The sequence below is a fragment of the Achromobacter sp. UMC46 genome, from assembly GCF_014170335.1.
Taxonomy (GTDB): domain Bacteria; phylum Pseudomonadota; class Gammaproteobacteria; order Burkholderiales; family Burkholderiaceae_B; genus Achromobacter.
On the sequence record NZ_LZZS01000030.1, the window covers coordinates 22,995 to 47,528 of the forward strand.

Annotated in this window: 27 protein-coding genes and 1 riboswitch; of the genes, 14 read left to right on the forward strand and 13 right to left on the reverse strand. The window is 67.6% G+C overall.

Features of this window, described 5'->3' with window-relative positions; all coding sequences use genetic code 11:
* Window positions 1-108 precede the first annotated feature (108 nt).
* The 11 genes from A9973_RS20145 to soxB all read left to right on the forward strand — a co-directional run bounded on the left by A9973_RS20145 (window position 109) and on the right by soxB (window position 10,676).
* Window positions 109-1,554: an AlkA N-terminal domain-containing protein gene (locus A9973_RS20145; protein WP_183015458.1), complete on the forward strand. Its 1,446-nt coding sequence runs from the start codon at window positions 109-111 to the stop codon at window positions 1,552-1,554.
* A 139-nt stretch (window positions 1,555-1,693) separates the two neighbouring features.
* Window positions 1,694-2,047, forward strand: a complete 354-nt coding sequence (locus tag A9973_RS20150; RefSeq protein WP_183015459.1) for a cytochrome C — start codon at window positions 1,694-1,696, stop codon at window positions 2,045-2,047.
* Window positions 2,044-3,303, forward strand: a complete 1,260-nt coding sequence (locus A9973_RS20155) for an NAD(P)/FAD-dependent oxidoreductase (protein WP_183015460.1) — start codon at window positions 2,044-2,046, stop codon at window positions 3,301-3,303. The genes A9973_RS20150 and A9973_RS20155 overlap by 4 nt, the downstream gene beginning before the upstream one ends.
* A gap of 150 nt (window positions 3,304-3,453) precedes the next feature.
* A complete protein-coding gene (gene soxC / locus A9973_RS20160) occupies window positions 3,454-4,788 on the forward strand; it encodes a sulfite dehydrogenase (protein WP_183015583.1) in 1,335 nt (444 codons plus the stop codon).
* On the forward strand, window positions 4,772-5,950 hold the full coding sequence (locus tag A9973_RS20165) for a c-type cytochrome (RefSeq protein WP_370539513.1): 1,179 nt from the start codon (window positions 4,772-4,774) through the stop codon (window positions 5,948-5,950). The genes soxC and A9973_RS20165 overlap by 17 nt, the downstream gene beginning before the upstream one ends.
* 39 nt (window positions 5,951-5,989) lie before the next feature.
* Complete coding sequence (soxY, locus tag A9973_RS20170) at window positions 5,990-6,457, forward strand: thiosulfate oxidation carrier protein SoxY (RefSeq protein ID WP_183015585.1); 468 nt, start codon at window positions 5,990-5,992, stop codon at window positions 6,455-6,457.
* Between the two features lie 37 nt (window positions 6,458-6,494).
* Window positions 6,495-6,809 (forward strand): thiosulfate oxidation carrier complex protein SoxZ, encoded by a 315-nt coding sequence (soxZ, locus tag A9973_RS20175; protein ID WP_169272038.1) that lies wholly within the window; start codon window positions 6,495-6,497, stop codon window positions 6,807-6,809.
* A gap of 87 nt (window positions 6,810-6,896) precedes the next feature.
* A complete protein-coding gene (gene soxA / locus A9973_RS20180) occupies window positions 6,897-7,721 on the forward strand; it encodes a sulfur oxidation c-type cytochrome SoxA (RefSeq protein WP_220805585.1) in 825 nt (274 codons plus the stop codon).
* A 10-nt stretch (window positions 7,722-7,731) separates the two neighbouring features.
* Window positions 7,732-8,403 carry a sulfur oxidation c-type cytochrome SoxX gene (soxX, locus tag A9973_RS20185; RefSeq protein WP_183015461.1) on the forward strand — a complete coding sequence of 224 codons (672 nt, stop codon included), beginning with the start codon at window positions 7,732-7,734 and terminating at the stop codon, window positions 8,401-8,403.
* Window positions 8,404-8,425: 22 nt separating this feature from the next.
* Window positions 8,426-8,932: a TlpA disulfide reductase family protein gene (locus tag A9973_RS20190; protein WP_183015462.1), complete on the forward strand. Its 507-nt coding sequence runs from the start codon at window positions 8,426-8,428 to the stop codon at window positions 8,930-8,932.
* A 34-nt stretch (window positions 8,933-8,966) separates the two neighbouring features.
* Window positions 8,967-10,676: a thiosulfohydrolase SoxB gene (gene soxB, locus A9973_RS20195; protein ID WP_183015587.1), complete on the forward strand. Its 1,710-nt coding sequence runs from the start codon at window positions 8,967-8,969 to the stop codon at window positions 10,674-10,676.
* Here soxB and A9973_RS20200 read toward each other — a convergent pair.
* Window positions 10,661-11,074 (reverse strand): DsrE family protein, encoded by a 414-nt coding sequence (locus A9973_RS20200; RefSeq protein WP_183015463.1) that lies wholly within the window; start codon window positions 11,072-11,074, stop codon window positions 10,661-10,663. The genes soxB and A9973_RS20200 overlap by 16 nt on opposite strands.
* 126 nt (window positions 11,075-11,200) lie before the next feature.
* Window positions 11,201-11,376: riboswitch (yybP-ykoY riboswitch) on the forward strand.
* 7 nt (window positions 11,377-11,383) lie between these two features.
* Here A9973_RS20200 and mntP point away from each other — a divergent pair.
* Window positions 11,384-11,959 carry a manganese efflux pump MntP gene (gene mntP / locus A9973_RS20205; protein ID WP_183015464.1) on the forward strand — a complete coding sequence of 192 codons (576 nt, stop codon included), beginning with the start codon at window positions 11,384-11,386 and terminating at the stop codon, window positions 11,957-11,959.
* A 15-nt stretch (window positions 11,960-11,974) separates the two neighbouring features.
* Here the strand turns inward: mntP and A9973_RS31225 are convergent, their stop codons facing one another.
* The 11 genes from A9973_RS31225 to A9973_RS20255 all read right to left on the reverse strand — a co-directional run bounded on the left by A9973_RS31225 (window position 11,975) and on the right by A9973_RS20255 (window position 21,845).
* Entirely contained in the window at window positions 11,975-12,121 is a 147-nt protein-coding gene (locus tag A9973_RS31225) for a hypothetical protein (protein WP_255469243.1), read from the reverse strand.
* Entirely contained in the window at window positions 12,111-12,266 is a 156-nt protein-coding gene (locus tag A9973_RS31230; RefSeq protein WP_255469244.1) for a hypothetical protein, read from the reverse strand. The genes A9973_RS31225 and A9973_RS31230 overlap by 11 nt, the downstream gene beginning before the upstream one ends.
* A gap of 115 nt (window positions 12,267-12,381) precedes the next feature.
* Window positions 12,382-13,287, reverse strand: coding sequence for a LysR family transcriptional regulator (locus A9973_RS20215; protein ID WP_183015465.1), 906 nt, complete (start codon window positions 13,285-13,287; stop codon window positions 12,382-12,384).
* Between the two features lie 12 nt (window positions 13,288-13,299).
* Window positions 13,300-13,782 carry a YajQ family cyclic di-GMP-binding protein gene (locus tag A9973_RS20220; RefSeq protein WP_183015466.1) on the reverse strand — a complete coding sequence of 161 codons (483 nt, stop codon included), beginning with the start codon at window positions 13,780-13,782 and terminating at the stop codon, window positions 13,300-13,302.
* Window positions 13,783-13,865: 83 nt separating this feature from the next.
* On the reverse strand, window positions 13,866-14,654 hold the full coding sequence (locus tag A9973_RS20225) for a heme ABC transporter ATP-binding protein (protein ID WP_183015467.1): 789 nt from the start codon (window positions 14,652-14,654) through the stop codon (window positions 13,866-13,868).
* Window positions 14,651-15,595, reverse strand: a complete 945-nt coding sequence (locus A9973_RS20230; RefSeq protein WP_370539519.1) for a FecCD family ABC transporter permease — start codon at window positions 15,593-15,595, stop codon at window positions 14,651-14,653. The genes A9973_RS20225 and A9973_RS20230 overlap by 4 nt, the downstream gene beginning before the upstream one ends.
* Window positions 15,596-15,632: 37 nt before the next feature.
* Window positions 15,633-16,466 (reverse strand): hemin ABC transporter substrate-binding protein, encoded by an 834-nt coding sequence (locus A9973_RS20235; protein ID WP_183015469.1) that lies wholly within the window; start codon window positions 16,464-16,466, stop codon window positions 15,633-15,635.
* Between the two features lie 10 nt (window positions 16,467-16,476).
* The gene (locus A9973_RS20240; RefSeq protein ID WP_183015470.1) at window positions 16,477-17,523 is read right to left on the reverse strand and encodes a hemin-degrading factor; all 1,047 of its coding nucleotides are present in this window, start codon (window positions 17,521-17,523) and stop codon (window positions 16,477-16,479) included.
* Between the two features lie 77 nt (window positions 17,524-17,600).
* Window positions 17,601-20,243 (reverse strand): TonB-dependent receptor, encoded by a 2,643-nt coding sequence (locus A9973_RS20245; RefSeq protein ID WP_183015471.1) that lies wholly within the window; start codon window positions 20,241-20,243, stop codon window positions 17,601-17,603.
* A gap of 112 nt (window positions 20,244-20,355) precedes the next feature.
* The gene (locus A9973_RS20250) at window positions 20,356-21,357 is read right to left on the reverse strand and encodes a FecR domain-containing protein (RefSeq protein WP_183015472.1); all 1,002 of its coding nucleotides are present in this window, start codon (window positions 21,355-21,357) and stop codon (window positions 20,356-20,358) included.
* Window positions 21,336-21,845 (reverse strand): sigma-70 family RNA polymerase sigma factor, encoded by a 510-nt coding sequence (locus A9973_RS20255; protein ID WP_183015473.1) that lies wholly within the window; start codon window positions 21,843-21,845, stop codon window positions 21,336-21,338. Before A9973_RS20255 ends, A9973_RS20250 begins: the two co-directional genes overlap by 22 nt.
* 156 nt (window positions 21,846-22,001) lie before the next feature.
* On the opposite strand from A9973_RS20255, the gene A9973_RS20260 reads away from it, so the two are divergent.
* Complete coding sequence (locus A9973_RS20260; protein WP_183015474.1) at window positions 22,002-22,469, forward strand: CopD family protein; 468 nt, start codon at window positions 22,002-22,004, stop codon at window positions 22,467-22,469.
* Window positions 22,470-22,641: 172 nt separating this feature from the next.
* The gene (locus A9973_RS20265; RefSeq protein ID WP_183015475.1) at window positions 22,642-23,502 is read left to right on the forward strand and encodes a hypothetical protein; all 861 of its coding nucleotides are present in this window, start codon (window positions 22,642-22,644) and stop codon (window positions 23,500-23,502) included.
* Here the strand turns inward: A9973_RS20265 and A9973_RS20270 are convergent.
* Complete coding sequence (locus A9973_RS20270; RefSeq protein WP_183015476.1) at window positions 23,499-24,455, reverse strand: LysR family transcriptional regulator; 957 nt, start codon at window positions 24,453-24,455, stop codon at window positions 23,499-23,501. The genes A9973_RS20265 and A9973_RS20270 overlap by 4 nt on opposite strands.
* Between the last annotated feature and the right edge of the window lie 79 nt (window positions 24,456-24,534).

The window sequence follows — 24,534 nt, forward strand, 5'->3', positions numbered from 1 at the left end:
AATCCCGGACGGCCCCCGGGGCTGGCGGTTTTCGGACACCAGTGTTCGCCTCACAACCGTGTCCGAAAACCGCTAGATCCCGCCTCGGCGCGACGTTAGTATCGGTTCATGGACCTGAACCACGACGCCTGCTACAGCGCCATCCAAGTGCGCGACGCCCGTTACGACGGCCGCTTCTTCACGGCCGTCAAGACGACGCGAATCTATTGCCGCCCGGTCTGTCCGGCCCGCACGCCGCTATCGAAGAACGTCACATTCTTCTCGACGGCCGCCGCCGCGCAAGAGGCCGGATTTCACCCGTGCCTGCGCTGCCGGCCGGAAACAGCGCCGGAATTGGGGCCGGGGCACGAACTGCCCGACAGCGTGGCGCGCGCGCTGCAATTGATCGAACTGGGCGCGCTGGACGACGACGGCGTGGATGCGCTGGCCCAGCGCCTGGGCGTGGGCGAACGCCAACTGCGCCGCCAGTTCCGCCAGCACCTGGGCGCCTCCCCCGTGGCGGTGGCGCAAACGCGCCGCGTGCTGCTGGCCAAGCAACTGATCCACGAAACCCATTTGCCCATGGCGGAAATCGCCTTCGCCTCGGGCTTCGGCAGCATCCGCCGCTTCAACGAGATTTTCCTGGACCTGTTCGGCCGCGCCCCCGGCGAATTGCGACGCTCTGAGAAGCCCGAGGTGTCCGCCGGCCGGGACGGCGAGATCAAGCTGCTGCTGCGCTACCGTCCGCCCTACGATTGGGACGCCATGCTGGCCTTCCTGCGGCTGCGCGCCATTCCCGGCATCGAGCACGTCACCGAAGACAGCTACGCGCGCACCGTCAGCCTGGACGGCTATCAAGGCACCGTCACCGTGCGGCCCGGCACCGGCAACGCCTTGCAGGTCACCGTGCGCTTTCCGCGCCTGCAAGCGCTGCCCGCGATCATCGCGCGGGTGCGCCGCGTGTTCGACCTGGCCAGCGACCCCGTCGCCATCGCGGCGCAATTCGCCGGCGACCCGGTCATGACCACACTGATTCAGGCCCGGCCGGGCTTGCGCGTGCCCGGCGCCTGGGACGGCTTCGAACTGGCGATGCGCGCCGTCCTGGGCCAGCAGATCACCGTGGTCGCCGCCATCCGCCTGGCCGGCAAGCTGGTGGCCGCGCACGGCGCGCCCATGACGCAGCCGGAAGGCCCGTTGACCCATGTGTTCCCCGAACCCGCCGTCGTCGCCGCGGCCGAACTGGCCTCGCTGGGCATGCCCCGCAGCCGCGCCGCGACGTTGTCGGCCGTGGGCGCGGCCGCCGTCGCCGACAAGCACCTGTTCGACGCCGCCAGCGGGCTGGAGGAAGCCGTCGCGCGCCTGCGCCAGATCCGCGGCGTGGGGGAATGGACGGCGCAATACATCGCCTTGCGCCAGCTGCGCGAACCGGACGCGTTCCCCTCGGCCGACATCGGCTTGATCCGCGCACTGGAGAAACTGGAATCGCGGGAAGTGACGCCCGCGCAGCTATTGGCCCGATCCGAGCAATGGCGGCCGTGGCGCGCTTACGCAGCGCAGCATTTGTGGACGGCATGAACGTCGCGTGGCATGCGCCCTTGCGCACGCAGCGCCGTCAAGGACATACTGGGCGGCCCGCGGCCTGGGGCGACTTGTCGCCTTGCCTGCCGCCACTCCGCTCCGCTCACCGCGGACATTATCGGGAGCGGTTCCGCACATGCCTGCCCTGCCGTTTTGTCCGCCGCCCGGCGCGGCCTTGTCCGCCCATCTGGCCTGTGCGCTGCTGACGATGACCTGCGCCGCGCCCGCCTGGGCTGCGGACAGCGACCTGCAAGCCCAGGCCTGGGCTGCTTCCTGTCTTTCCTGCCATGCGCCGGCGGCGCGATCGGCATCCGCCGTCCCTGCGCTGGAAGGCCGCCCCGCCGATTGGATCGCCACGCGCATGCGGACACTGGCGGGCTCAGCCTCGGAGGCCGGCGTCATGGGCCAGATCGCCCGCGGCTACACCGATGCCGAGATCGTCCGTATCGCGGACTGGTTTGCCGGGCAACCCAAGGCGGACGCGCCATGAAGCGACGCAGCGTCCTGCTTGCACTGGGCGCGGGCGCCGCGCTGGCCGCGGCTCCGGCCGCACGCGCCGCGCGGCCACACGTAGTGGTGGTCGGCGGCGGCTATGGCGGCGCTACCGCTGCGCGCTACCTGCGGCTGTTGAGCGCGGGCGCCATCGACGTCACGCTGGTCGACGACAACCCGTCCTTCGTCTCGTGCCCGCTGTCCAACCTGGTGTTGGGCGGCAGCAAGACCATGGCCGACATCACCTTGCCCCGCGACGGTTTGCCGCGGCGCGGCGTGCGCCTCGTGCAGGACCGCGCCCTGGCCATCGACGCCGGCGCGCGGCAGGTCCGGCTGGCCGGCGGCCAGCGGCTGGCCTATGACCGGCTGATCCTGTCCCCTGGCGTGGACATGCAATGGCGGCGCATCGAAGGGATGGATGCCCCGGGCGCACGCGACCTTGTCCTGCATGCGTGGAAGGCGGGTGCGCAGACGGCCGCGTTGCGCCGCCAGCTGGAAGCCATACCTGACGGCGGCACCTACGTGCTGACCATTCCGCTGGCGCCGTACCGCTGCCCGCCGGCGCCGTATGAGCGCGCCTGCCAGGTGGCCTGGTATTTCAAGCGGCACAAGCCGCGCGCCAAAGTCCTGGTCTTCGACGCCAATGCGGACATCACGTCCAAGGCCGCGCTGTTCCGCCAGGCGTGGGCGGCGTCCTACGCGGACATCATCGAATACACGCCGCAGTTCGAGGCGGTCGCGGTGCAGGCGGCAAGCCGCAGCGTGCAGTTCGAGCTGGGCGAAACCGTGCAGGCCGACGTCTTGAACCTGGTACCGCCGATGCGCGCCGCCGCCATCGCCGTGGACGCCGGGCTGGCCACCGCCAACGGCGACTGGTGCGAGGTGGATTTCCTGACGTTCGAGTCCGTGGCCGTACCCGGCATCCATGTGCTGGGCGATGCGATCCAGGTGGCCCCCGCGATGCCCAAGTCCGGCCACATGGCCAACCAGCACGGCAAGACCTGCGCGGCGGCCGTGGTCGCCCTGCTTACCGGCGGCGCGGTCAATCCGCTGCCTCTATACGCCAACACCTGCTACAGCTATACCTCCGACCGCGAGGTGATGCACGTGGCCAGCGTGCACCGCTACGACGCTGCGGCGAAGACCATGATGCCGGTCGCGGGCGCCGGCGGATTGTCTGCGGAACCCAACGCTAGGGAAACTCCTTATGCCCGGGCGTGGGCCCAGGCAATCTGGGGCGACATGCTGGGTTGACCCTGCCGCTTGACCCTCCTGACGCCGCCGGCTGTTGCGGCGCAGCGTGCCTTCCGACTTCTTTATGTGTAAATATCATTTGCATATAACTAAAGAAAATAAAGAAGCCGGGCACCGCCCACGGAGGAGAAGGTGGATCGAGAGGCAAAGATGGGGCGCCTGCGCAAGGCGCCCGAGAATTTTGTTTCCGCCGATTTGGCGCAGGACATCGGCAAGAACGGCCTGAACGATGCGCGGCGCGGCTTTTTGCTGCGCAGCTTCCAGACCGCCGGCGCCGCGCTGGCGACCGGGCTGGCCGGCAACGCGCTGGCCGCCGGCAGCGGCGACGAGATGATCCTGACGCCGCGGCCCTGGTCCCTGTCGCTGGGACAGCCCGTCGCCGCGCGCCCCTATGGCGTCCCCTCCCGCTACGAAGCCAATCTGCAACGGCGCGAGTCCCCGGGCCTGACGCGGGTGCCGGCCGCCTCGGTCGCCTTCGCGCCCCTGCAAGGCCTGTTCGGCATCATCACGCCCAACGGCCTGCACTTCGAACGCCACCACCAGGGCTGGGTCGATATCGACCCGTCGCAGCATCGCTTCATGATCAACGGCCTGGTGGCGCAGCCCAAGGTCTACACCATGGACGACCTGATGCGCCTGCCGTCCGTGTCGCGCATCCACTTCATCGAGTGCGGGGCGAACACCGGACCGGAATGGGGCAATGCGGCCGTGCCGACGGTGCAGTACACCCACGGCATGCTGTCCTGTTGCGAATTCACCGGCGTACCGCTTTCCGTGCTGCTGGATGACTGCGGCGCCGACTTGAAGCGCGGCAAGTACGTGCTGGCCGAAGGCGCCGACGGCTCCAGCATGACCCGCACGATTTCAATGGAAGCGGCGCTGGACGACGTGATCGTCGCATGGGGCATGAACGGCGAAATGCTGCGTCCCGAAAATGGCTATCCGTTGCGCCTGGTAGTGCCGGGCGTGCAAGGCGTGTCGTGGGTCAAGTGGCTGCGCCGCATCGAAGTGGGCGATCAGCCCTGGAACGCCAAGGACGAGACCATCCACTACGTCGACCTGATGCCCGGCGGCCTGCACCGCCAGTACACGTCGATCCAGGAGTGCAAGTCGGTCATCACCACGCCTTCCGGCGGCCAAGTGCTGCTGGACAAGGGCTTCTGCAATATCTCCGGGCTGGCCTGGTCGGGGCGCGGCAAGGTCAAGCAGGTGGACGTGTCCACCGACGGCGGGCGCAACTGGCGCACCGCGCGCCTGGAAACCCCGGTGCTGACCAAGAGCCTGACGCGCTTCAACATCGATTGGGTGTGGGACGGTTCGCCCGTGATCCTGCAAAGCCGCGCGCAGGACGAGACGGGCTATGTGCAGCCGCGCGCGGGGCAATTGCGCGACGTGCGCGGCACGCGCTCCATCTATCACAACAACGGCATTCAATCGTGGCGGGTAGCCGAAAGCGGAGAGGTGAGCAATGTCCACGTTGAATAGCCTGCGCGCCGCATGGGCCTGTATGGGCCTGGGGCTGGCCTTGCTGGCCCCGCGCGCCGACGCGGCAGACAAATTCCCCGGCGTGGGCCGCGACGCCACGCCCGCCGAAGTGGCCGCCTGGGACATCGACGTGCGGCCCGATTTCAAGGGCCTGCCGCCCGGTAGCGGCACCGTGCTGCGCGGCGGCGACATCTGGGAGGGCAAGTGCGCGTCTTGCCACGGCAGCTTCGGCGAAAGCAACGAGGTCTTCACGCCCATCGTGGGCGGCACCACCGCCGACGACATCCGCACGGGCCGCGTGGCCGCGCTGGCCGGCAACTCCCAACCGCAGCGCACCACGCTGATGAAGGTCAGCACCGTCTCTACGCTGTGGGACTACATCCATCGCGCCATGCCGTGGGACAACCCCAAGACGCTGTCGCCGGACGAGGTCTACGCGGTGACGGCCTACCTGTTGAACCTGGGCGAGATCGTGCCCGAGGATTTCGAACTCTCGGACAAGAACATCGCCGACGTGCAGGCGCGCATGCCCAACCGCAACGGCATGACGCTCGAGCACGGCATGTGGCAGGTGTCGGGCAAGCCGGACACGCAGAACACGGCCTGTATGAGCCAATGCGCCGAGACGGTCAAGGTGTCGTCGGAGCTGCCGCCCCACGCCCGCGACGCCCACGGCGACATCGCGGCGCAGAACCGGTTGATCGGGCCGGTGCGGGGCGCCAACACGCTGGCGCCTCCGTTGACGGGCGCGGCCGGCAGCAACGCCGACGCCGTGCGCACCCATGCGCTGCAGACCCTTGCCGCCGCGGCGCCGGCCGGGAAAGCGCCCGCGGGGTCCACGCCTGCGCCCACCGCCGCTTCCGCGTCCGAACCCGCCAAGTTGGCGCCCGGCGGGGACCTGGCCGGCGCGCGCCTGGCGTCATCCGGCACGTGCGTCGCCTGCCACGCGGCCGATCGCAAGATGATCGGGCCGAGCTACCAGGACGTGGCGGCCAAGTACCGCGGCAATGCCGATGCCCATGCGTTGCTGGTTCAAAAGATCCGCAAGGGCGGCGGCGGGACCTGGGGCGCCATGCCGATGCCCCCCAACCCCGCCGTCAGCGACGACGACCTGAAACGCATCGTGGACTGGATTCTTGCCGGCGCGCCCGCGCCGGGTTGAAACCCTAGGGAGAGAGAGGAGACTGTTATGACACAACACATCGATCGGCAGCGGCGGCGGGTGGTCGGCCTGGGCACCGTGCTCAGCCTGGCTGTCGCAGCAGGCCTGCTGCGGCCCAGCCAGGCCTGGGCGGTGCAGGCGGACTGGAACAAGCAAGCCTTCGACGCCAAGAGCATGCAGGACGTGATCAAGGCCTTGGGCGGCGGCGAGGCAGTGCCCAGCGACCAGATCACGCTGCTGGCCCCCGACATCGCCGAGAACGGCGCGGTCGTGCCGGTGGGCGCCGTCAGCAAGCTGCCCAACACCGAGCAGATTTCGATCCTGGTCACCAAGAACCCGAACGCGCTGGCCGCCAGTTTCACACTGCCCGCGGGCACCGAACCCGAAGTGGCGACGCGCGTGAAGATGGGCCAAACCTCGGACGTCTATGCCCTGGTCAAGGCCGACGGCAAGTACTACACGGCGCATAAGGAAATCAAAGTGACCCTGGGCGGCTGCGGCGGCTGAACGGCGCACGGGCGACGAACCATCAAGGAGACAGCACATGGAAGCAAGGCCAATGCGGATCCGCGCCGCCGAGAAGGACGGCGCGATCGAAGTGAAGGTCCTGATGAGCCACATCATGGAAACCGGGCAACGCAAGGACGCCGAGGGCAAGGTGGTGCCGGCGCACTTCATCCAGGACGTCACGGTGAAGAACGGCGACAAGGTGGTGCTTCAAGCGCAATGGGGGCCGGCGGTGTCGCGCGACCCGTTCCTGTCCTTCAAGTTCAAGGGCGGCGCCAAGGGGGACAAGGTCAGCGTCACGTGGACGGACAGCGAGGGCGCGACCCGGACGGACGTGACCACGGTGACCTAGCGTTCCCGATGTGTGGGTGAAGGCGGACGAACAATAAACGCCCGCCGGCCACGACGGCCGGCAGGGCAACCGCGTGAGGAGACATACATGGATAGGAAACGCATGGTTGCCGCATGCGCGCTGGCCGGCTTCGCGCTGGCCGGGGCGCAGCCGGCAGGCGCCGCGACCGAGCAGGACACCGCGCAGGGCATCGCCCAATACCGCGAGATGCTGGCCGACGGGAATCCGGCCGAGCTCATCGAGATGACCGGCGAAGACTTGTGGAAAGAAAGCCGCGGCCCCAAGCAGGCGTCGCTGGAAAAGTGCGACCTGGGCCTGGGCGCTGGCGTGGTCAAAGGCGCCTATGCCCAATTGCCGCGCCACTTCGATGACGCCGGACGCGTCATGGACCTGGAGAGCCGCCTGGTCTATTGCATGGTGCAGCTGCAAGGCATGGACGCCGCCGACGTCACGAAAAAACCCTTCTCGGGCGACGGGCAGTACTCCACCGACATCGAGGCGCTGGTGGCCTACGTCGCGGGCCTGTCGCGCGGCATGCCGATCTCCGTGCCGCAGACGCATCCCAAGGAAAAGGCGGCCTACGCGCGTGGCCGCGACATCTTCTACTACCGCGGCGGGCCCTACGACTTTTCCTGTGCGTCCTGTCATACCGGCGACAACAAGCGGATCCGGCTACAAGACCTGCCCAACCTGACCAAGCAGGAGCCGGCGCGCGCGGCGTTTGCCAGCTGGCCGGCTTATCGCGTGTCGCAAGGCGCGTTGCGGTCCATGCAGTGGCGCTTGCAGGATTGCTTCCGCCAACAGCGCATGCCGCTGCTGAAGTACGGTTCGGACGCGTCGGTGGACCTGACGGTGTTCCTGGGTGTCAACGCCAACGGCGGCCAGATGATGGCCCCGGCCATCAAGCGGTAAAGGGGGAATCATGCGCAAGATACGCACGACCTGGCCCGGCCTGGCGGCCTTGGGCCTGCTGCTGGCAGCCAACGCCTCGGCGCAGCAGCCGGCGCCGCCCGTTCAACCGGCGAAGGCGGCCGCCGACCACGAGGCCCTGGTGGCGGAGCTGAAGGGCTCTTTCGTTGAACGCGGCATGGCCAAGCTGGACCGAATCGACCAGTCGCCGATGCAGCGCGCCTGTTCCATGGCCGAGGCGGGCGGCGAGATGCCCGCAGAGACCGCCATGAAGATCACGCAGGAGGCCGCGGCGAACGTCAAGCCTCCCGCCGACGGCAACTACATCGGCGATTGGCGGCAGGGCGAAAAAGTCGCGCAGAACGGACGCGGGCTGCAGTTTTCGGACACGGCCAAGACCATCAACGGCGGCAACTGCTACGCCTGCCATCAGATGACCAAGTCCGAAATCTCATACGGCAACATCGGCCCATCGCTCTACCAGTACGGCAAGCTGCGCGGCAATAGCCGCGATATGGTCGCCTACACCTGGGCCAAGATCTACGACTCGCACGCCACCATGCCGTGTTCCAACATGCCGCGCTTCGGCGCGGCCGGCATCCTGACGGAACAGCAGCTCAAGGACGTGATGGCGTTGCTGCTGGATCCGCAATCCGCCGTCAACGACGACCAGGCCAAGCCCTGAACCAACCCCGCAGGGAGGATGCATGAACGCCGTTTCCAAAGTGGGCCGCTTGCTGCTGGCCGCGGGCGTGCTGGCGGCCGCGGCCGCCCAGGCGCAGGCGCCGCCCAAGGTGGGCGACAAGGTCGTGATGCCGGACGTGCAGTTGCTGGACGGCACCCGGCTGTCGGCGGCCGATTTCGCCGGAAAGCCCCTGGTGATCGAGTACTGGGCGTCGTGGTGCCCGTATTGCGCGCGCCAGAACCCGCACCTGCAGAAGCTGACCGAGGCGGCGCGCGACAAGGGCTTGCGCATCCTCACGGTCAGCATCGACCGCGACGAGCAAGCCGCGCGCGACTATATCGCCAAGCATGGCTACACCTTCGGCGTCGTCATGGACAACGAGGCTCTGCGCGCCGTGTTCGGCAAGCGCCGCGTCATTCCCGAAATATTCGTGCTGGACGCGAACGGCAAGCTGGTCGAGGACATCCCCGGCGAGATGTTCGAGGAAGACGTGCTTGAACTGATGCGCCACGCCCCGCCGCGCTCCTGAGCGCATCCCTTCCCCTTTTACGGTTGGACCGATGATCAATCGACGCGAGTTCCTTCAGATGCTGGCGGCGGCTTCCGCCGGCGGCATGGGCTTGTCGCACAGCCCGCGCGCCGCCGCCCAGGCCGCGCAGGCCTTCTATGACGCGCCCGCCTTCGGCAATGTGCATTTCCTGCATTTCACCGATTGCCACGCGCAGCTTCTGCCGATGTACTTTCGCGAGCCCAGCGTCAACCTGGGGCTCGGCCAGGCCTCGGGCCGCGCGCCGCACCTGGTTGGCGAACATCTGCTGAACGCCTATGGCATCGCCCCCGGCTCGGCCCAGGCCTACGCCTTCACCTGCCTGGACTTCGCCCAGGCCGCGCAGCAATACGGAAAGGTCGGCGGCTTTGCCCACCTGGCCACGCTGATCAAACGGATCAAGGCGTCGCGGCCGGGCGCCCTGCTGCTGGACGGCGGCGACACCTGGCAGGGCTCCGGCACAGCGCTCTGGACCCGTGGGCAAGACATGGTGGACGCCTGCCTGCTGCTGGGCGTGGACATGATGACGGCGCATTGGGAGTTCACGCTGGGCGCTGAACGCGTACAGGAAGTGCTTGAGAAAGACCTGAAGGGAAAGGTCGATTTCCTGGCGCAGAACGTCGAGACCAGCGACTTCGGCGACGCGGTGTTCGCGCCCTACTCGCTGCGCGACATGAATGGCGTATCGGTCGCCGTGATCGGCCAGGCCTTTCCCTATACGCCCATCGCCAATCCGCGCTACATGGTGCCGGACTGGACCTTCGGTATCCAGGAGCAACGGCTGCAGGAGACGATCGACGAGGTGCGCGGTAAAGGCGCCAGCGTGGTGGTGCTGCTGTCGCACAACGGCATGGACGTCGACCTGAAACTGGCGTCGCGCGTGCGGGGGCTGGACGCGATCCTGGGCGGGCATACGCATGATGGCGTGCCCGCGCCCGTGGCGGTGTCGAACGCGGGCGGCAAGACGCTGGTCACCAATGCCGGCAGCAACGGCAAGTTCCTGGGCGTGCTGGACTTTTCCGTGAAGGACGGCCGCGTGGCTGACTTCCGTTACACGCTGATGCCCGTGTTCGCCCGCTACCTGCCCGCCGATCCCGCCATGGAGGCCCTGGTGGAGCGTGTCCGCGCGCCCTACGCGCAGCAGTTGGCCCTGCCGCTGGCCACCACCAGCGACACCCTGTATCGGCGCGGCAATTTCAACGGCACCTTCGACCAGGTGATCCTGGACGCGCTGATGCAGGTCAAGGGCGCCGAGATCGCCTTCTCGCCCGGCTTCCGCTGGGGCACCAGCCTGCTGCCGGGGCAGACCATCACGATGGAACATGTGCTGGACCAGACCGCCATCACGTATCCGCACACTACCGTCACGCAAATGAGCGGCGCCACGCTGAAGACCATCCTGGAAGACGTGGCGGACAACCTGTTCAACCCCGACCCGTATTACCAGCAAGGCGGCGACATGGTGCGCGTGGGCGGGCTGCAATATTCGATCGACCCGGCCGGTGCCGCCGGCGCGCGGATCAGCGACATGCGCCTGGGCGACGCGCCGATCCAGGCAGACAAGCAGTACAAGGTGGCAGGCTGGGCGCCCGTGGCGGAAGGCGCGCAGGGCGAACCGGTATGGGACGTGGTGGCGACCTATCTGCGCGACCGCAAGACCATCGCGCAAGTGCGCCCCAACCAACCCGTGGTCAAGGGCGTGGCCGGCAATCAGGGCTTGATGTAGGCGTAGCCTTCGTGTTGCAGGCGAGTGATGCGGACCACGCCTGACGGCGTGAAGTCCGCTTCCATCACGAACGCGTCCTTGGGAAGATTGCGGTTCTTCAGCGTGATCTCGCAGACCTCGAAGGCCACGCCGCGCGCGGCCAGCGCCGAGATCAGCGGTCCGACCTGGGCGGCGTCCTTGTAGTTCGTCATCAGGAAGTCGACGCCATCGGCGTGCGCCACCAGCTTGATGGACGTTTCGGGCGCGGTATCCAGCTGATTGCGCATGTTGCGCAATGCCGACAGCGCCTGCGAGGCCGAATCGTTGACGTGGTAGACGACCTTGTCGGCCGCCAAGGCGGCGCCGGTTCCGCCCAGCAACGCCAACCCCAACACCAGTGACAGCAGTTTCTTCAACATACGTGCCTCTCCTTGGATTCGCCGAGCATGGCCGCGACGCAAGGCCATGATATCAGCGCATGCTGGGAAGAGAACCCGCACAGACCCTGGGTTGTCACACTCCGATCGGACAGCTCTGCTAGACTTCGTCTTCTCTTTGGGGAGTAGCCTCCTTTCAGCGCGGTCTGAAAGGGCTTACGTCAACATTCTTGGCCCTAGCCGGCCATGGCGTAAGCGGCATTTGCGCTTGGCGAGACCACGGACTTTTCACACGACGCTGGGCGGTGTGGAGGGTCTGTGCCGTTCTCGCCCAGTTGGACCCCCTTCTCCATGAATGCCATCTCCATCATCGTCCTCGCGTTCGCCATGTCGACGGACGCGTTCGCGGCCGCCATCAGCAAAGGCGCCGCCCTGCACAAGCCCCGCCTGCCGGAAGCGCTGCGCACCGGGATCATCTTCGGCGTGATCGAAGGGATCACGCCTGTGATCGGCTGGGGGCTTGGTTCCGTCGCGGCCAAGTTCGTGGCCGATTGGGACCATTGGATCGCGTTCTCGATGCTCTGTATTCTCGGGGTGCTGATGATCCGCAACGCCTTCCAGGACGAGGACGAAGACGCCGCGCCCGTCGTCCGCCATTCCTTCTGGCTGCTGGCCGCGACCGGGTTCGCCACCAGCATCGACGCGATGGCCGTGGGCGTGGGCCTGGCGTTCGTCGACGTGAACATCGCCGTGGCGGCCATTGCGATCGGTCTTGCCACGACGTTGATGGTGACGATCGGCGTGATGCTGGGCCGCGCGTTGGGCAGCGTGGCCGGCAAACGGGCCGAGGTGCTGGGCGGGATCGCGCTGATCGGGATCGGCTCCGTGATCCTGTACGAGCACCTGACGGCGGCGGCAGCCGTCTGACGCGCCTTACGGGTTTCAGTCTTCCAGGAAACCCAGCGTCCGAAGCTCGGCGATGGCGCCGTTCTCTGCGTCGCGCCGCGCTTTGGGCGCGGCCAGCGACGCGGTCAACAGCAGCGTCTGATGGCCTGACTCGTCGAAGCCCCGCTGCACGCTATGGGTCACGAGCGGCGCTGATGTCCAACGCCCAATCGGTCTCGGCGTAGAACGCCGCCCGCGCCGACTCGAACTGCTCAAGGATACGTGCGTCCTGGCAGAACGCCGCAGGCAGCAGATTGAGGTTGAGCTTGCCGATCTTTCCCGCCGACATGCGCTCCGGCGCCGTTCTCGTGTCGTCATGACGGTTCCTGGAATTTGAAGGTCAAGCGTCGAAATTTACTCCAGCCCGTCGCCTTCCCTCAACATTGCCGATTAGCCTTGGCGCGTCACCAGGTACTGTCCGACCCTTTCTGGAAATATCCCACCAGGAAATCCACGAACACGCGGACTTTGGCCGACAGGTGATGCCGTTCCGGAAACACCGCGTAGATGTCCGCTTGCGGCAAGGCGTAGTCTTCCAGCACGCGCACCAGCCGGCCGCTGCGCAGGTAGCGGGCCAGGTCCCATTCCGCGCGTTGCAGGATGCCCAGCCCCGCCAGGCCCCAGGTCAGCGTCACTTCGCCGTCGTTGCTGCTGAGATTGCCGCGCACCTTCACGGTTTCGCTGCGGCGGCCCTTGGTGAAACGCCATAAGCCGTAGGCCGCCTCGTTCTGCCGCAGCACGATGCATTGATGCCGCGCCAGGTCATGCGGCGTGGCCGGCGTGCCGTGCGCTTTCAGATACGCCGGAGACGCGCAGACCAGCCGCCGGTTGGGTGCGATCTTGCGGGCGATCAGGCGGGTATCGGGCAGGTCGCCGAAGCGCACGGCGACGTCGAACGCGTCCTGCACGAAATCGGCGGGACTGTCCGTCAGCTGCAATTGCAGCGATACCTCGGGATACTTCGCGGCGAATTCCGCGATGGCCGGCGCGATGTAGCTGCGGCCGAAGCCCAGCGGCGCGTTGACCTTCAACAGGCCGCGGGGGCTGGCCTGGCGGCTGGCGATCAGTTCGTCCAGGTCTTCGATCTCGCCCAGAATGCGGCGGGCGCTTTCCAGGTAGACCTCGCCTTCGGCCGTGAGGCTCAGGCGCCGCGTGCTGCGGTTGAACAGGCGCACGCCCAGGCGCGCTTCGATTTGCGCCAGCCGCTTGCTGACGGCGGCCGGCGTGACATCCAGTTCCCGCGCGGCGGCCGACATGCCGCCGGCCCGCGCGAGTTCAACGACAAGTTGCAGCTCCGTGGAATGACCCATGAGCCGGCGGCGTCAATCGCGGAAGTTCTCGAACTGCAGGGGCAGGTCGACGTCGGTCTTCTTCAGCAGCGCGATGGCGGTTTGCAGATCGTCGCGCTTCTTGCCGGTGATGCGCAGCTTGTCGCCGTTGATCTGGGATTCCACCTTGAGCTTGGCGTTCTTGATGGCGGCGATCAGCTTCTTGGCCACCGGCTGTTCGATGCCTTGCTTGATGGTGACCTTCTGGCGCGCGCCGCCCAGGTTTTCCAAGGGATCGGCCACGTCCAGGCAACGCACGTCGATGCCGCGGGCCGACAGGCGGCCGCGCAGGATGTCGAGCATCTGCTTGAGCTGGAACGCGCTGGACGCGACCTGGGTGACGACGAAGCCTTCCAGTTCGAACTTGGCATCGCTGCCTTTGAAGTCGAAACGGGTGGACAATTCGCGGTTGGCCTGGTCGATGGCGTTGGTGAGTTCGTGTTTGTCGACTTCGGAGACGACGTCAAAAGTAGGCATGACACGGGTCCTGTTGAGTGATGAGTGAAATAGGCGAAACCATAGGTATCGCCTATTTTACCGGCCCGGCGGCCCCTGTCCCCTCACCCCGTCAACACGAGCAGCCGCTCCGGCTGCAACGGGTGCGGAATCACCTGCGCATCGATGCCGTAAGCCAGACACAGGTTGGCCGGCGTCAGTACCTGCGCGGGCGTGCCCACCGCGATGCCGCACCCGCCGCTCAGCAGCAGCAGGCGGTCGCACCAGCGGGCGGCCAGGTTCATGTCGTGCAGGATCACCAGTACGCCTGTATTGCCGGCGTGCGCCAGTTCCCAGGCGCGGCGCAGCAGGTCGCCCTGATGCTTGGGGTCCAGGCTGGCCGTGGGCTCGTCCAGCAGCAGGTAGCGCGCTTCGTCAGGCCCCCGCCCCGCGTGGCATTGCACCAGCACCCGCGCGAACTGCACGCGCTGCTGTTCGCCGCCGGACAGTTCGGGGTAGCGGCGCCCGCCCAGATGCGCCACGTCGGCCAGGTCCAGCGCCTGCGTCACCAGCACGTCCACCAGGGCAGGCGGCAGCTCCGGAAACGGGTAGGCGCCCATGGCGACCACTTCGCGCACGTCCAGATCGAAGGTCAATCCGGGTTTTTGCGGCAGCACGGCGCGACGCCGCGCCTGCTGCCGGTGCGGCATGGCGGCAAGCGCGGTGTCGTCCAGACGCGCCTGGCCGGCATCCGGCGCCAGTTCGGCCGCCAACGCGCCCAGCAAAGTCGACTTGCCGGCGCCGTTGGCGCCCAGCAGGCCCACGACTTCGCCCGGACGGACCTCCAGCGACACGTCGGTCAGGATGCGCGCGCCCCCGCGGGACAGCGTCAGGTTGTGAGCGGCAAGCGTCATCCGATTCTCCTTCCGCGCGCCAGCAGCCACAGGAAGAACGGCCCGCCCACCAGGCCCGTCACCAGTCCGATGGGCAATTCCGCCGGCACGACGACCGTGCGGGCCGCCCAATCCGCCAGCACCAGCGCCAACGCGCCCGCGATGACGGTGGCGGGCAGCAGCCAGCGGTGGTTGGCGCCGAGCGTCATGCGCACCAGATGCGGCACGACCAGCCCGACGAAAACGATGGTGCCTGTGGCGGCCACCAGCGGGCCGACGATCAGCGCGCTGGCCAGCACCAGCTTGGCGCGCACGCGTTTGAGCGCATAGCCCAGGTGCTGGGCCTCACGTTCGCCCAGCAGCAACGCGTTCATGACGCGCCACTGGCTGACGAGCCACGCGCTGACAAGCAGCACCCAGGGGCCCAGGAACGCCAGCAGCTTCCAGCTGGCCCCGCCCAGGCTGCCCATGTTCCAGAAGGTCAGATCGCGCAGTTGCGCATCGGTGGCGATGAACGTCAGCAGGCCGATCAGGCTGAACGCCATCGCGGTGATGGCCACGCCAGCCAGCAGCAGGCCGGCCACGCCGGGCACCCGGCGGCCGACCGCGTAGGCGCACAGCGTCGCCAGCAGGCTGCCGATGAACGCCGCGGGCGCCGTCACCCAGAACCCGCCCGACAGCAGCACGATGGCAGCAACCGCCCCCAGCGCGCCGCCCGCCGAAATGCCGATCAGGCCCGGTTCGGCCAGCGGATTGCGGAACAGCGCCTGCATGGCGGCGCCCGATATCGCCAGGCCCGCCCCCGTCACCATCGCGAACAGCACGCGCGGCAGACGGATGTCGATCAGCACGTTGCGCCACAGCGCGTTTTCCGGCGAGGACGGCCCCCACAGCAGCGAAGGCAGTTCGCGCAGCGGGATCGCCACCGCGCCATTGGCGGCGGCAGCCAGCGCCGCCAACATCAAGGCTGCGGTCAAAAGGCCCAATGCCAATGGCGCGCTAACGCGCCATGACATCCGCGACCTCCTTTTTCAGTTCGGTCAGCGCCAGCGGCAGGCGCGGCCCCATGCCCAGAATCAGCAGGTCGTCCATCACGACCACCCGGCGCTTGGCCGCCGCCTGCGTGGCGGCGATGCCCGGCAGGCGCAGGAAGGCCTCCATGCCGCCGCCCGCCTCCAGCGACGCCTGCGTCACCACGATCAGGTCGGGCGCCAGTGCGCCGACGGCTTCGGCCGACAGCGGTTTGTAGCCTTGCTGGTCGTGCAGCACGTTGACCAGGCCGGCCAGATGCATGACTTCGTTGGCGGCGGTGTCGCGGCCCGCGCCTTGCGGCGATCCGGTCCGGTTGATGAGCAGCAGCGCCCGGGCCCGCGTGGCGGGCAGCGCCTCGGCGCGGGCAAGTTCACGCGTGACGTCCTCCACCATGCGTTCGCCGGCCGGCGCCACGCCCAGCGCGTCGGCCACGCCGCGGATGCGCGATTTCAGCGAATCCACCGAAGGCGCATCCGACACCGTCACTACCCGCACGCCCACGCTCGCCAGACGCTTGAGCGCGTCCGGCGGCCCGGCCTGCTCCGAAGCCAGCACCAGGTCGGGCTTCAGCGACAGCACGCCCTCCACCGGCACGGCGCGGTAGTAGCCCACGCGCGGCAGCTTGGTAGCGGCTTCCGGATACAGGCTGGACAAGTCGTCGCCCACCAGCCGGTCGCCCTGCCCCAGGCCGTAGACGATTTCCGTCACGCTGCCCCCCAGGGTCACCACCCGGCTGGGTTCGGCGGCATGAACCCCTGCCGCCATGACCCAGCCCAACGCAATTGCCAGCCACTTTTTCATCAACGGATCCTCAGGCGGCCAAAGGCGCGCCGCACAAGCTGATCATCAATTCGCGCCAGCCGGTCAGCTCCGGCTTGCCCGGCTTGCGTTCGCCGAAGAACTGCACGATCAGGTCGCCGTTGGCCGCATAGACCTCCAGCGACGTCACCCAGCCGTCGGACGTGGGCTTGTTCACAACCCAGGCCGACGCGATGGCCGTGGTGTCCAGGTGCAGGTTGAACTTCGGGTCCAGCACGTTGTACCAGGGGCCGGTGCGGCGCAGTTGCTGCACCGGGCCGCTATGGATCTGGATCATGCCGCGGTTGCCCACGAAGCACATGATCGACAGGCCCGATTCCGCCGCCGATTGCAGCATGCGTTCGACGGATTCCGCGGGCACGGGCTGGGCCAGGTCTTCACCGGCGGCGGCCAGCGCGGCCAGGCGCGACACCTTGAACTTGCGCAGCAGCGGGAAGAATTCGTGCGTGTCTTTCATGCCCAGCCAGGCCTCGCGCCAGCCGGCGGCGTCTTCCACCTGTTCGGCATCGGTGGCGGCGGCATAGGCCGTGGTTTCCGGCCATTGCGATTCGCCCGCGAACTTGGCGACCAGCGCGTCGTAGGCGGCCGCGTCCGTGGCGTCGGTGCGATAGACCTTGTGCACGGCCACGCCGGCGCCGTCGAAGAATTGCAGGCTGTGGCGGCCGTCCTGCTCGACTGCCCAGGCGGACTTCCAGGCCGAGAAGAACACGCGCAGGTCGATGTCCGGCCCCAACACCAGGCCCACCGGGCCGTCGGCCTGGATGTCCAGGTAGGCGCCGTGGCGCTCGTGCACGCACCAGTCGTTGCGCGTCAGCGCCATCACTTCGCCCAGCGTGCCGAATTCGCGGAAGATGGCTTGCGGCGTGCCGTGCAGCGCGGTCGCCTTCACGCCCCCACAGCCAGCAGCGACCCATTCCGCTTCGGACACGCCCAGCGCCTGGGCGAGATTACGGGCGCGCAGCCCGGGTTGCGACGCCGCCAACGCATCGTTGCGGGCGCGCAGCGCTTCAGCGCGGGTGTTGAAATCTTGATTCGTCATCGTAGGCCCTCCGGCCGGAGCAAAGCATTCTTGAAAAACTGCTGCCGCCCCCGCATGCGGGCGGCGGCGGCGTGAAATCAATACTGGTACGTCAGCGATACGCGCACGCTGCGGCCCGGTTCCGTATACCAATCCACCGTGCGCGGCAGCGCCAGGGAGCCCGCAGTCGGCACGTTGATGGCCTCCCAGTACTTCTTGTCGAACAGGTTGAACACGCCAGCCTGCACTTGCAGCCCCTTCACCGCCGCCGGGCGCCAATAGCCCATCAGATCCACCACGCCGTAGCCCGGCGCCTGGAAGTCGGCATTGGCCGCCGCCGGCGGGCCGGCGGGGTATTCGACTTTGTCGCGCTTGAGCGCGGTCGTCAGCATGGCGTCCACCCCCCATACGTCGCGGCCGTAGCCCACACCCAGAATGGCCTTGAGCGGCGCCACCGAATTCAGGTACTGCCCCGTGCCTTCATCCTTGCCCACGGTCCATGCCACCGAGCCCCACGTGCGCCAGCCCGGCGCAAACTTCCAATGCGCGCTGGCCTCGGCACCGTAGATGCGGACCTTGGCGCGGTTCACGTTGCCCGTGATGCCCAACGGATACTGCCCGGTCCAACCCGGCTGCCACTGCGGCGAATTCGGGTCCAACGGCTGATTGGCATCAATAAAGTTCTGATAACGATTATCAAACAACGATACCGCACCGCCCAGGTCGTCGCTGCCCATCTTGGCGCCCAATTCCCATCCCTTGCTGGTTTCGGGCTTCAGATAGGGATTGCCCACGCGCAGATAGGTTCCCGGGCCGCCGTAGTTGGTGTAGAGCTGGCTGGCGCTGGGCGCCTTGAAGCCGTAGGCGTACTGGGCGTAGACGCTCAGTTGCTCCATCGCCTTCCACGTGCCCAGCAGTTTGGGCGAGAAGCGGCTGCCGCTGTTGGACGGCGGCAAGGCGCCCGCGTTGGGATTGCTGTCGTAGCGGGCGGTGGATTGCGGCTTTTGCTCGTAGTGGTCGTAGCGCAGCGCCGGCATGACGGTGTAGCGGCCGTCGGCGAAACTGAATTCGTCCTGCACCCACAAGGCCCACTGGTTGCCCTTGGATTGCGGCACGTCGGCCTGGTTCGTGTGCAGCATGTCGCACGCACGCGGGCCGAACGGCGCGGGCGTGCCCGGGCGCACCACGGGGCAATTGTCGTAGCCGCTGGAGTTCTGCTCGGTCTTGTTGCCGTACCACTCGCCGCCCACCGTCCACAACTGCGACACGGACTCGCCGCCCAGCCGCTTGGTCAGTTCGCCGTTCACACCAAACAACGTCTGCTGGATGGAGTTGCTGCGTCCATAGGGACCGCTGGGAAAGCCATAGCGGAAAGGGTCGCCGGGGATGATGCCCGCGCGGGCATCCACGCTGCGCACGCCGTCCAGCGCGTTGTCCAGCCGCACCCGCTGCCAATAGACGATGGCGGTGGCGGTGTCGATCAGGCTGCCTTCGCCCGGCGCCTTGTAGGAGTAGTCGAACGACACGCGCTCGCGCTCGGTTTCCTTCTTCGTGCTGTTTTTGCCATACAGGTAGCTGGTGCCCGCGCCCTGCTCGTACATGTTGTCGATGTCGGACTTGCGCTTGAAGTATTCGCCCGTCAGGCCGAACCGGTGCCCGCCTTCGACGCGCTGCTGCAGCTTCATCAGGAAGCTTTGCTGGTCGTAGTCTTCGGGGCTGGGCTGGCTGCGCTTGGGACCGTAGCCGCCGACGTCGCCGCGGTTGTCCATGTCGTGGCCGTTGCGCACGCCCGCTTGCACCAGCCAGAACGTGTTGCTGTGGATCTGACCCGCCAGCGCGGCGTTGGCGCCCCAGCTGGCGTCGGCGGAATCGTAGTCCGTCTTGGCCAGCGCGCCGAAGGTCTTGCCGTCCGTCAGCAAATCGGACGGATCCAGGGTATGCAGGTCCGCGATCGCGGAAATGGCGCCGGAGCCGCCGGCGCTCGCATCCGCGCCGCGCACGATGTCCAACCGCGAGAGGCTGTTGAAGTCCACGGACTCCAGGCCGCCCTTCACGCCGCGCGCGCCATCGTCCAGCCATGGCAGGCGGATGCCGTCCACGCGCGTCAGCACGCGGTCCTGGTCCAGGCCACGGATGTTGATGCTGTTGGTCGTGCGGTTGAAGGTCACGCCCGCTTCGGCGCGCTTGCCCAGGTCGCTCCAGTTCTTGATCTGAAGATCGTCCAGCTTCTTGCGGTCGGTGCTGGTTTCCCAAGCGGGCGTCACGGCGGCGCCCTCGCCTTCCACCTTGACCGGGGTCAGCAGCGTCACGCCGGGCTGCGGCGCGGCGATCAGCACGAACACCCCGCCGCTGCGCTCCAGCGCGGCCAGGCCGCTGCCGGCCAGCAGACGGGCAAAGCCTTCATGCACGGAATACGCGCCGTCCAGCCCGCCCGTGCGGCGCTGGCCTACCAGGGCGCCGTCGAACAGCACGGTCACGCCGGCGCTGTCGGCAAAACGCGGCAGCGCGTCGGCCAGGGAGCCCGCCGGAATGCGATAGTTGTGCGCGGCGGTTTGCCCCGAGGCTTGCGCCGTGGCTTGCGCCGTGGCCTGCGCCTGGGCAGCGGCCATCGGCAAGGCGGCGCCCGCGACGGCGGCGAACGCCAAGGCAGCGTGGACGGCGCAGGTCAGGCGGGTCAGCCGGACCTGCGCGTCCGGAGCAGTTCGGGAGCCGCTTGCGCGGCCGGCGAGGAGATAAGCCATGGTCGTCCTTTCGATCCAACGGGTATCGGCATTCGTTTGCCTATACAGACCATGACCCTCGTGAATCGCGAATCGGACAGCTTGGGCGCCGGTACTTTGTAACAACGAAAAATCAAGCCGCCGCGTCCCTCGGCCCGATCGTCACCCAGTACGCGGTGCGGTAGCGGACCTGTACCGGCAGCGTGGCCGGCAGGGCGGCCAGTACCGCATCGGTATCGTTCAACTGGAAGGCGCCCGAGATGCGCAGATGCGCGATGGCCGGGTCGCAACGCAGCACGCCCGGGCGGTACCGCCCCAGCTCGGAAGCGAACGCATCCAGGCGCAACGCGCTGGCGTACAGCACGCCGCGCATCCAGTCGCCGGCATGCGGGTCGGCGGCCGACGGCGCGGACACGCCATCCTCCGTCAACTGGCCTTGCTCGCCGGCCGCAAGGCGAAGCATCCGGCCGGGATGCGCGCCACTGCTGACACGGACCTGCCCTTCCTGCACGCTGACCTGGCATTGCCCGCCTTCCTGGCGCACGCAGAAACGCGACGGCATCGCCTCGATATCGCCCAGGCTTGTGCGGACCACGAACGGCCGGGGGAGGGGCGAGGTGTCCGCCAGCGCATGCACGGCAATCTCGCCCGAGCGCAGGCGCACAAGGCGCGTCGTCGCGTTGAATGCCACGTCCACCGCGCTGGCGGTATTCAGTTGCAGGGACGAGCCGTCGGCCAGCGTCACGGTGCGCCGCTCGCCGGCCCCGCTTCGATAGTCCGCGGTCCAGTCCAGGGGATCGGCGCGCCATGCCGCCCAGCCGACGGGTCCGGCCACCATCAGCGCCACCATCGCCTTCAGCGCCGCCCGGCGCTGCCGCAGTGGGGGCCGGTTCAGGGTCGCCATGCCGAGTGCCGCGGGGATCAGGCCAAAGCGCTGGTTCACGCGCTGCGCGCGCTGCCAGGCGTGTTCATGTTCGGCCTTGCTGGCGCGCCATTGGTCACAGGCGTGCACGTCGGCGTCGGTCGCGCGGCCCGAGCTCAGCCGCAGCAACCAGCGCGCCGCCTCGCGCGCCACATTGCGCTCGACGGCGGGCAGTTCGCCTACCGGCGCGCTCACGCCACCGCCATGATGCATTGTTCGAACCCGCGGGCGATATAGCGGTGCACGGACCGCAGCGATACGTTCAGCCGTTCGGCGATTTCACCGTGGCTCAGCCCTTCCAGCTGCGCCATCAGGAACGCCTGGCGCGCGGGCAGGGTCAAGCCGGACAGCATTTCGTCGATCTCTTGCAGCGTTTCCAGGATGATCAGGCGATGCTCCGCCGATGGCGCGACCGCTTCCGGCATCAGCGCCAGCGCTTCCAGGTACGCGTCTTCAACCGAGCGGCGCCGATGGTGATTCAGCAGCAGGCGCTTGGCGATCGTGGTCAAGTACGCGCGCGGTTCGCGCAGGGCGTCCAATTCGTGGCGGTGGCGCAGCACCCGCACGAACGTGTCCTGGGCCAGATCGGCGGCATCGAAGGTATTGCCCAATTTCGCGCGCAACCAGTTGTGCAGCCATCCATGATGAGTGCGGTACAAAAGTTGGACGGCGTCGCCAGAAGCGAGCACAGGGTTCGGCACGGGGGGCTCCCAGAAACTCTATGTACAAATAGAAATCAATCTCATTCTAAATGCAAAACTATGATTCTGGTCAAGCCCGCGCAAGATTATCTTGCGGCGATATGATGGGGACAGACCGGGCCGCACTCCGCGGCCCTTCCTTTGCAGGCTGCCCCCATGTTCTATAGCGTCTTGAAGTTCATCCATGTGATCGCCGTGATCCTGTGGGTCGGCGGCATGCTGTTCGCCCACTGTTTCCTGCGGCCGGCGGCCGCGCAGTTGGAACCGCCGGTGCGCCTGAAGCTGATGGCGTCAGTGCTGGGGCCCTTTCTGAACGCCGTGCTGGCGGCGATCGTGCTGATCCTGCTGACGGGCATGTCGATGATCGGCCAGGAGGCCAGCCAGGCCGTGCGCACGGGCGGCGCCTTCTTCATGCCGCTGAGCTGGACGCTGATGGCCGCTGGCGGCATCGTGATGATGGCGATCTTCGGCCATATCCGCTTTGCGCTCTACAAGCGCCTGTCCGCCGCCGTCGCGGCGTCCGACTGGCCGAAGGGCGGCCAGGCCATGGCGGGCATCCGCCGCTGGGTGGGCGTGAACCTGGTGTTGGGCATCGCCATCGTGGCCATCGTCTTCCTGGTCTAGCCGCCAGGACGGCACGCGGGGCCCGGGCGGATACCGGCCGCCGCCGCCACCTATCGGCCAAGTGGGGACTGGTATCGGGATTCTTTCGACTGGTGCAATACCCCGTACATCCGCAGTGGCCACACTGCGGATGACTCTCGCGGGTCACGTCAACAACGACAAGGGATACCCCATGATCAAACGTGCAATCCACCTGGCCGCCCTCGGCCTGTTCGCCTCCTCGTTCGCCGCCCAGGCCGCCGCCCCCATCGACAACAGCGCCCTGGACAAACCGGAGTTCCGCGCCCACAAGGCCACCTACGGCGTGGTGTACCGCCTGCCGCAGGAGGTCAACGCCGTCCTGGACGCCAAGATCAGCGGCACGCTCAAGCAGGACCTGCTGGCGCTGGGCCTGAAAGCCGAGGCCGACACGCCCAACATGCCGCACGTCACCGTGGTCCACATCCACAGCGCCGACCCCGAAACGCCCGCCCGCATGCTGCGCGCGCTGCCCAAGCCGCCCGCCCCCTTGCAGGTCACGCTGAAGACCTTCTACCCGACCGAAGCCGCCAAAGGCGCCGGCCATCCGTGGTGGCTGGACCTGGGCGTCGTCAAAAGCGGCCAGGGCTTCGAAGACATGATGCGCTACAACACCGTGGCGACCGCCGCGATGGCCCCCTTGCGCGACGGCCCGCTGCCCCGCGTGACGGGCCCGGTTTACGCCAAGATGAGCGACGCCGGCCGCGACCTGGTGAAGACGTTGGGCGTCAGCGGCGTCAACACCATGCAGGACGGCAAAGAAGTGCGCGCCCACAACCCCCACACCACGCTGGTCTACAGCATGGCGATCTACGACACCCGCCTGCAGGACGCCATGAAGCAGGAGTCCGACAAGTTCAATGCCGTGCTGCCCGACGGCATCAACACCACGTTCAAGGACGTCTCCATCGTCGAAATCGGCTTCGCCGGCAACGTCGTGCGCGAGATCTACCGCGTCAGCCTGGAAGACGGCTCGGCGATCGACGTGGCAACGGGCAAGAAGGCCGGTTCCTAAGCCTGCCCCGCTGCAGGAGCGCCCGCGCGCTCCTGCAGCACCTCCCGGATCTGGTCGCGCAGCCACGCCTGCTGCGGCGACGTGTGCTGGCGGCGCGCCCACACCATCACGAACTCAATCTTGCGCAGACGGGCGGGCAGTTCCAGCGTCGCCAGCGGAAAGTGCCGGCTGTGCGCCTGCGCCACGCTGGCGGGCATGGTGGTGGCGTAGTCCGTGTCCAGCAACACATATGGCGTAATGCCGAATCCCGACAGATAGGCTGAAAATTCCAGCCGCGCGGCGTCCGGCTTCAGCGCACGGTCGAAGTTCGTTTCCCGGCCGTACATCTGCGCAAAGGCGAACCATTTGATGGCGGGCAGGTCGGCCAGCGTCAGCGCCTTGCGGCCGGCCCACGGATGCCGCGCGGACACCACGCAGACGCGCCGGTCGCGCAGCAGCGTATCGCGGTGAAAGCGCGCCGACACCTTGCCGAACAGGCCGATGGCGATGTCCAGCCGCTCGGCGTCCAGGTCGTCGGGCACGAAATCCCCATGCACGGACTGGAAGCGCAGCGTGATGCCGGGCGCCAGGCGATGCAGCCTTTCCAGCAAGGGTGCGGCCAGCAGGATTTCGCTGTGCGCGCCGGTGCCGATGTTGACCACGCCGCTGGCGCGCGCAGGGTCGAACGCTTCGGGCGGGCGCAGCGCGGATTCGATCTGCGCCAGCGCGTCGTGCACCGCCGCATGCAGTTCCAGCGCCCGCTCGGTCGGGATGAAGCGCCCTTTCACCACCACCAGCAACGGGTCTTCCAGCCGGTGGCGCAACCGCGCCAGGTCGCGGCTGATGGCGGGCTGCGTCTTGTGCAGCAGGGCCGAGCTGGCGGTGGCGCTGCGCGTGCGCATCAGCACGTCGAACGTCAGCAGCAGGTTCATGTCCAGCCGGCGCAGATAGGGCAAGGGTTGGGTGTCGCTCATCCCCGCATGCTATGCGCCATGGATATGAATGGAAAGCCCTATGCCTATTTTGGTATAGCCTGCTTGCGCGCCCGGCATT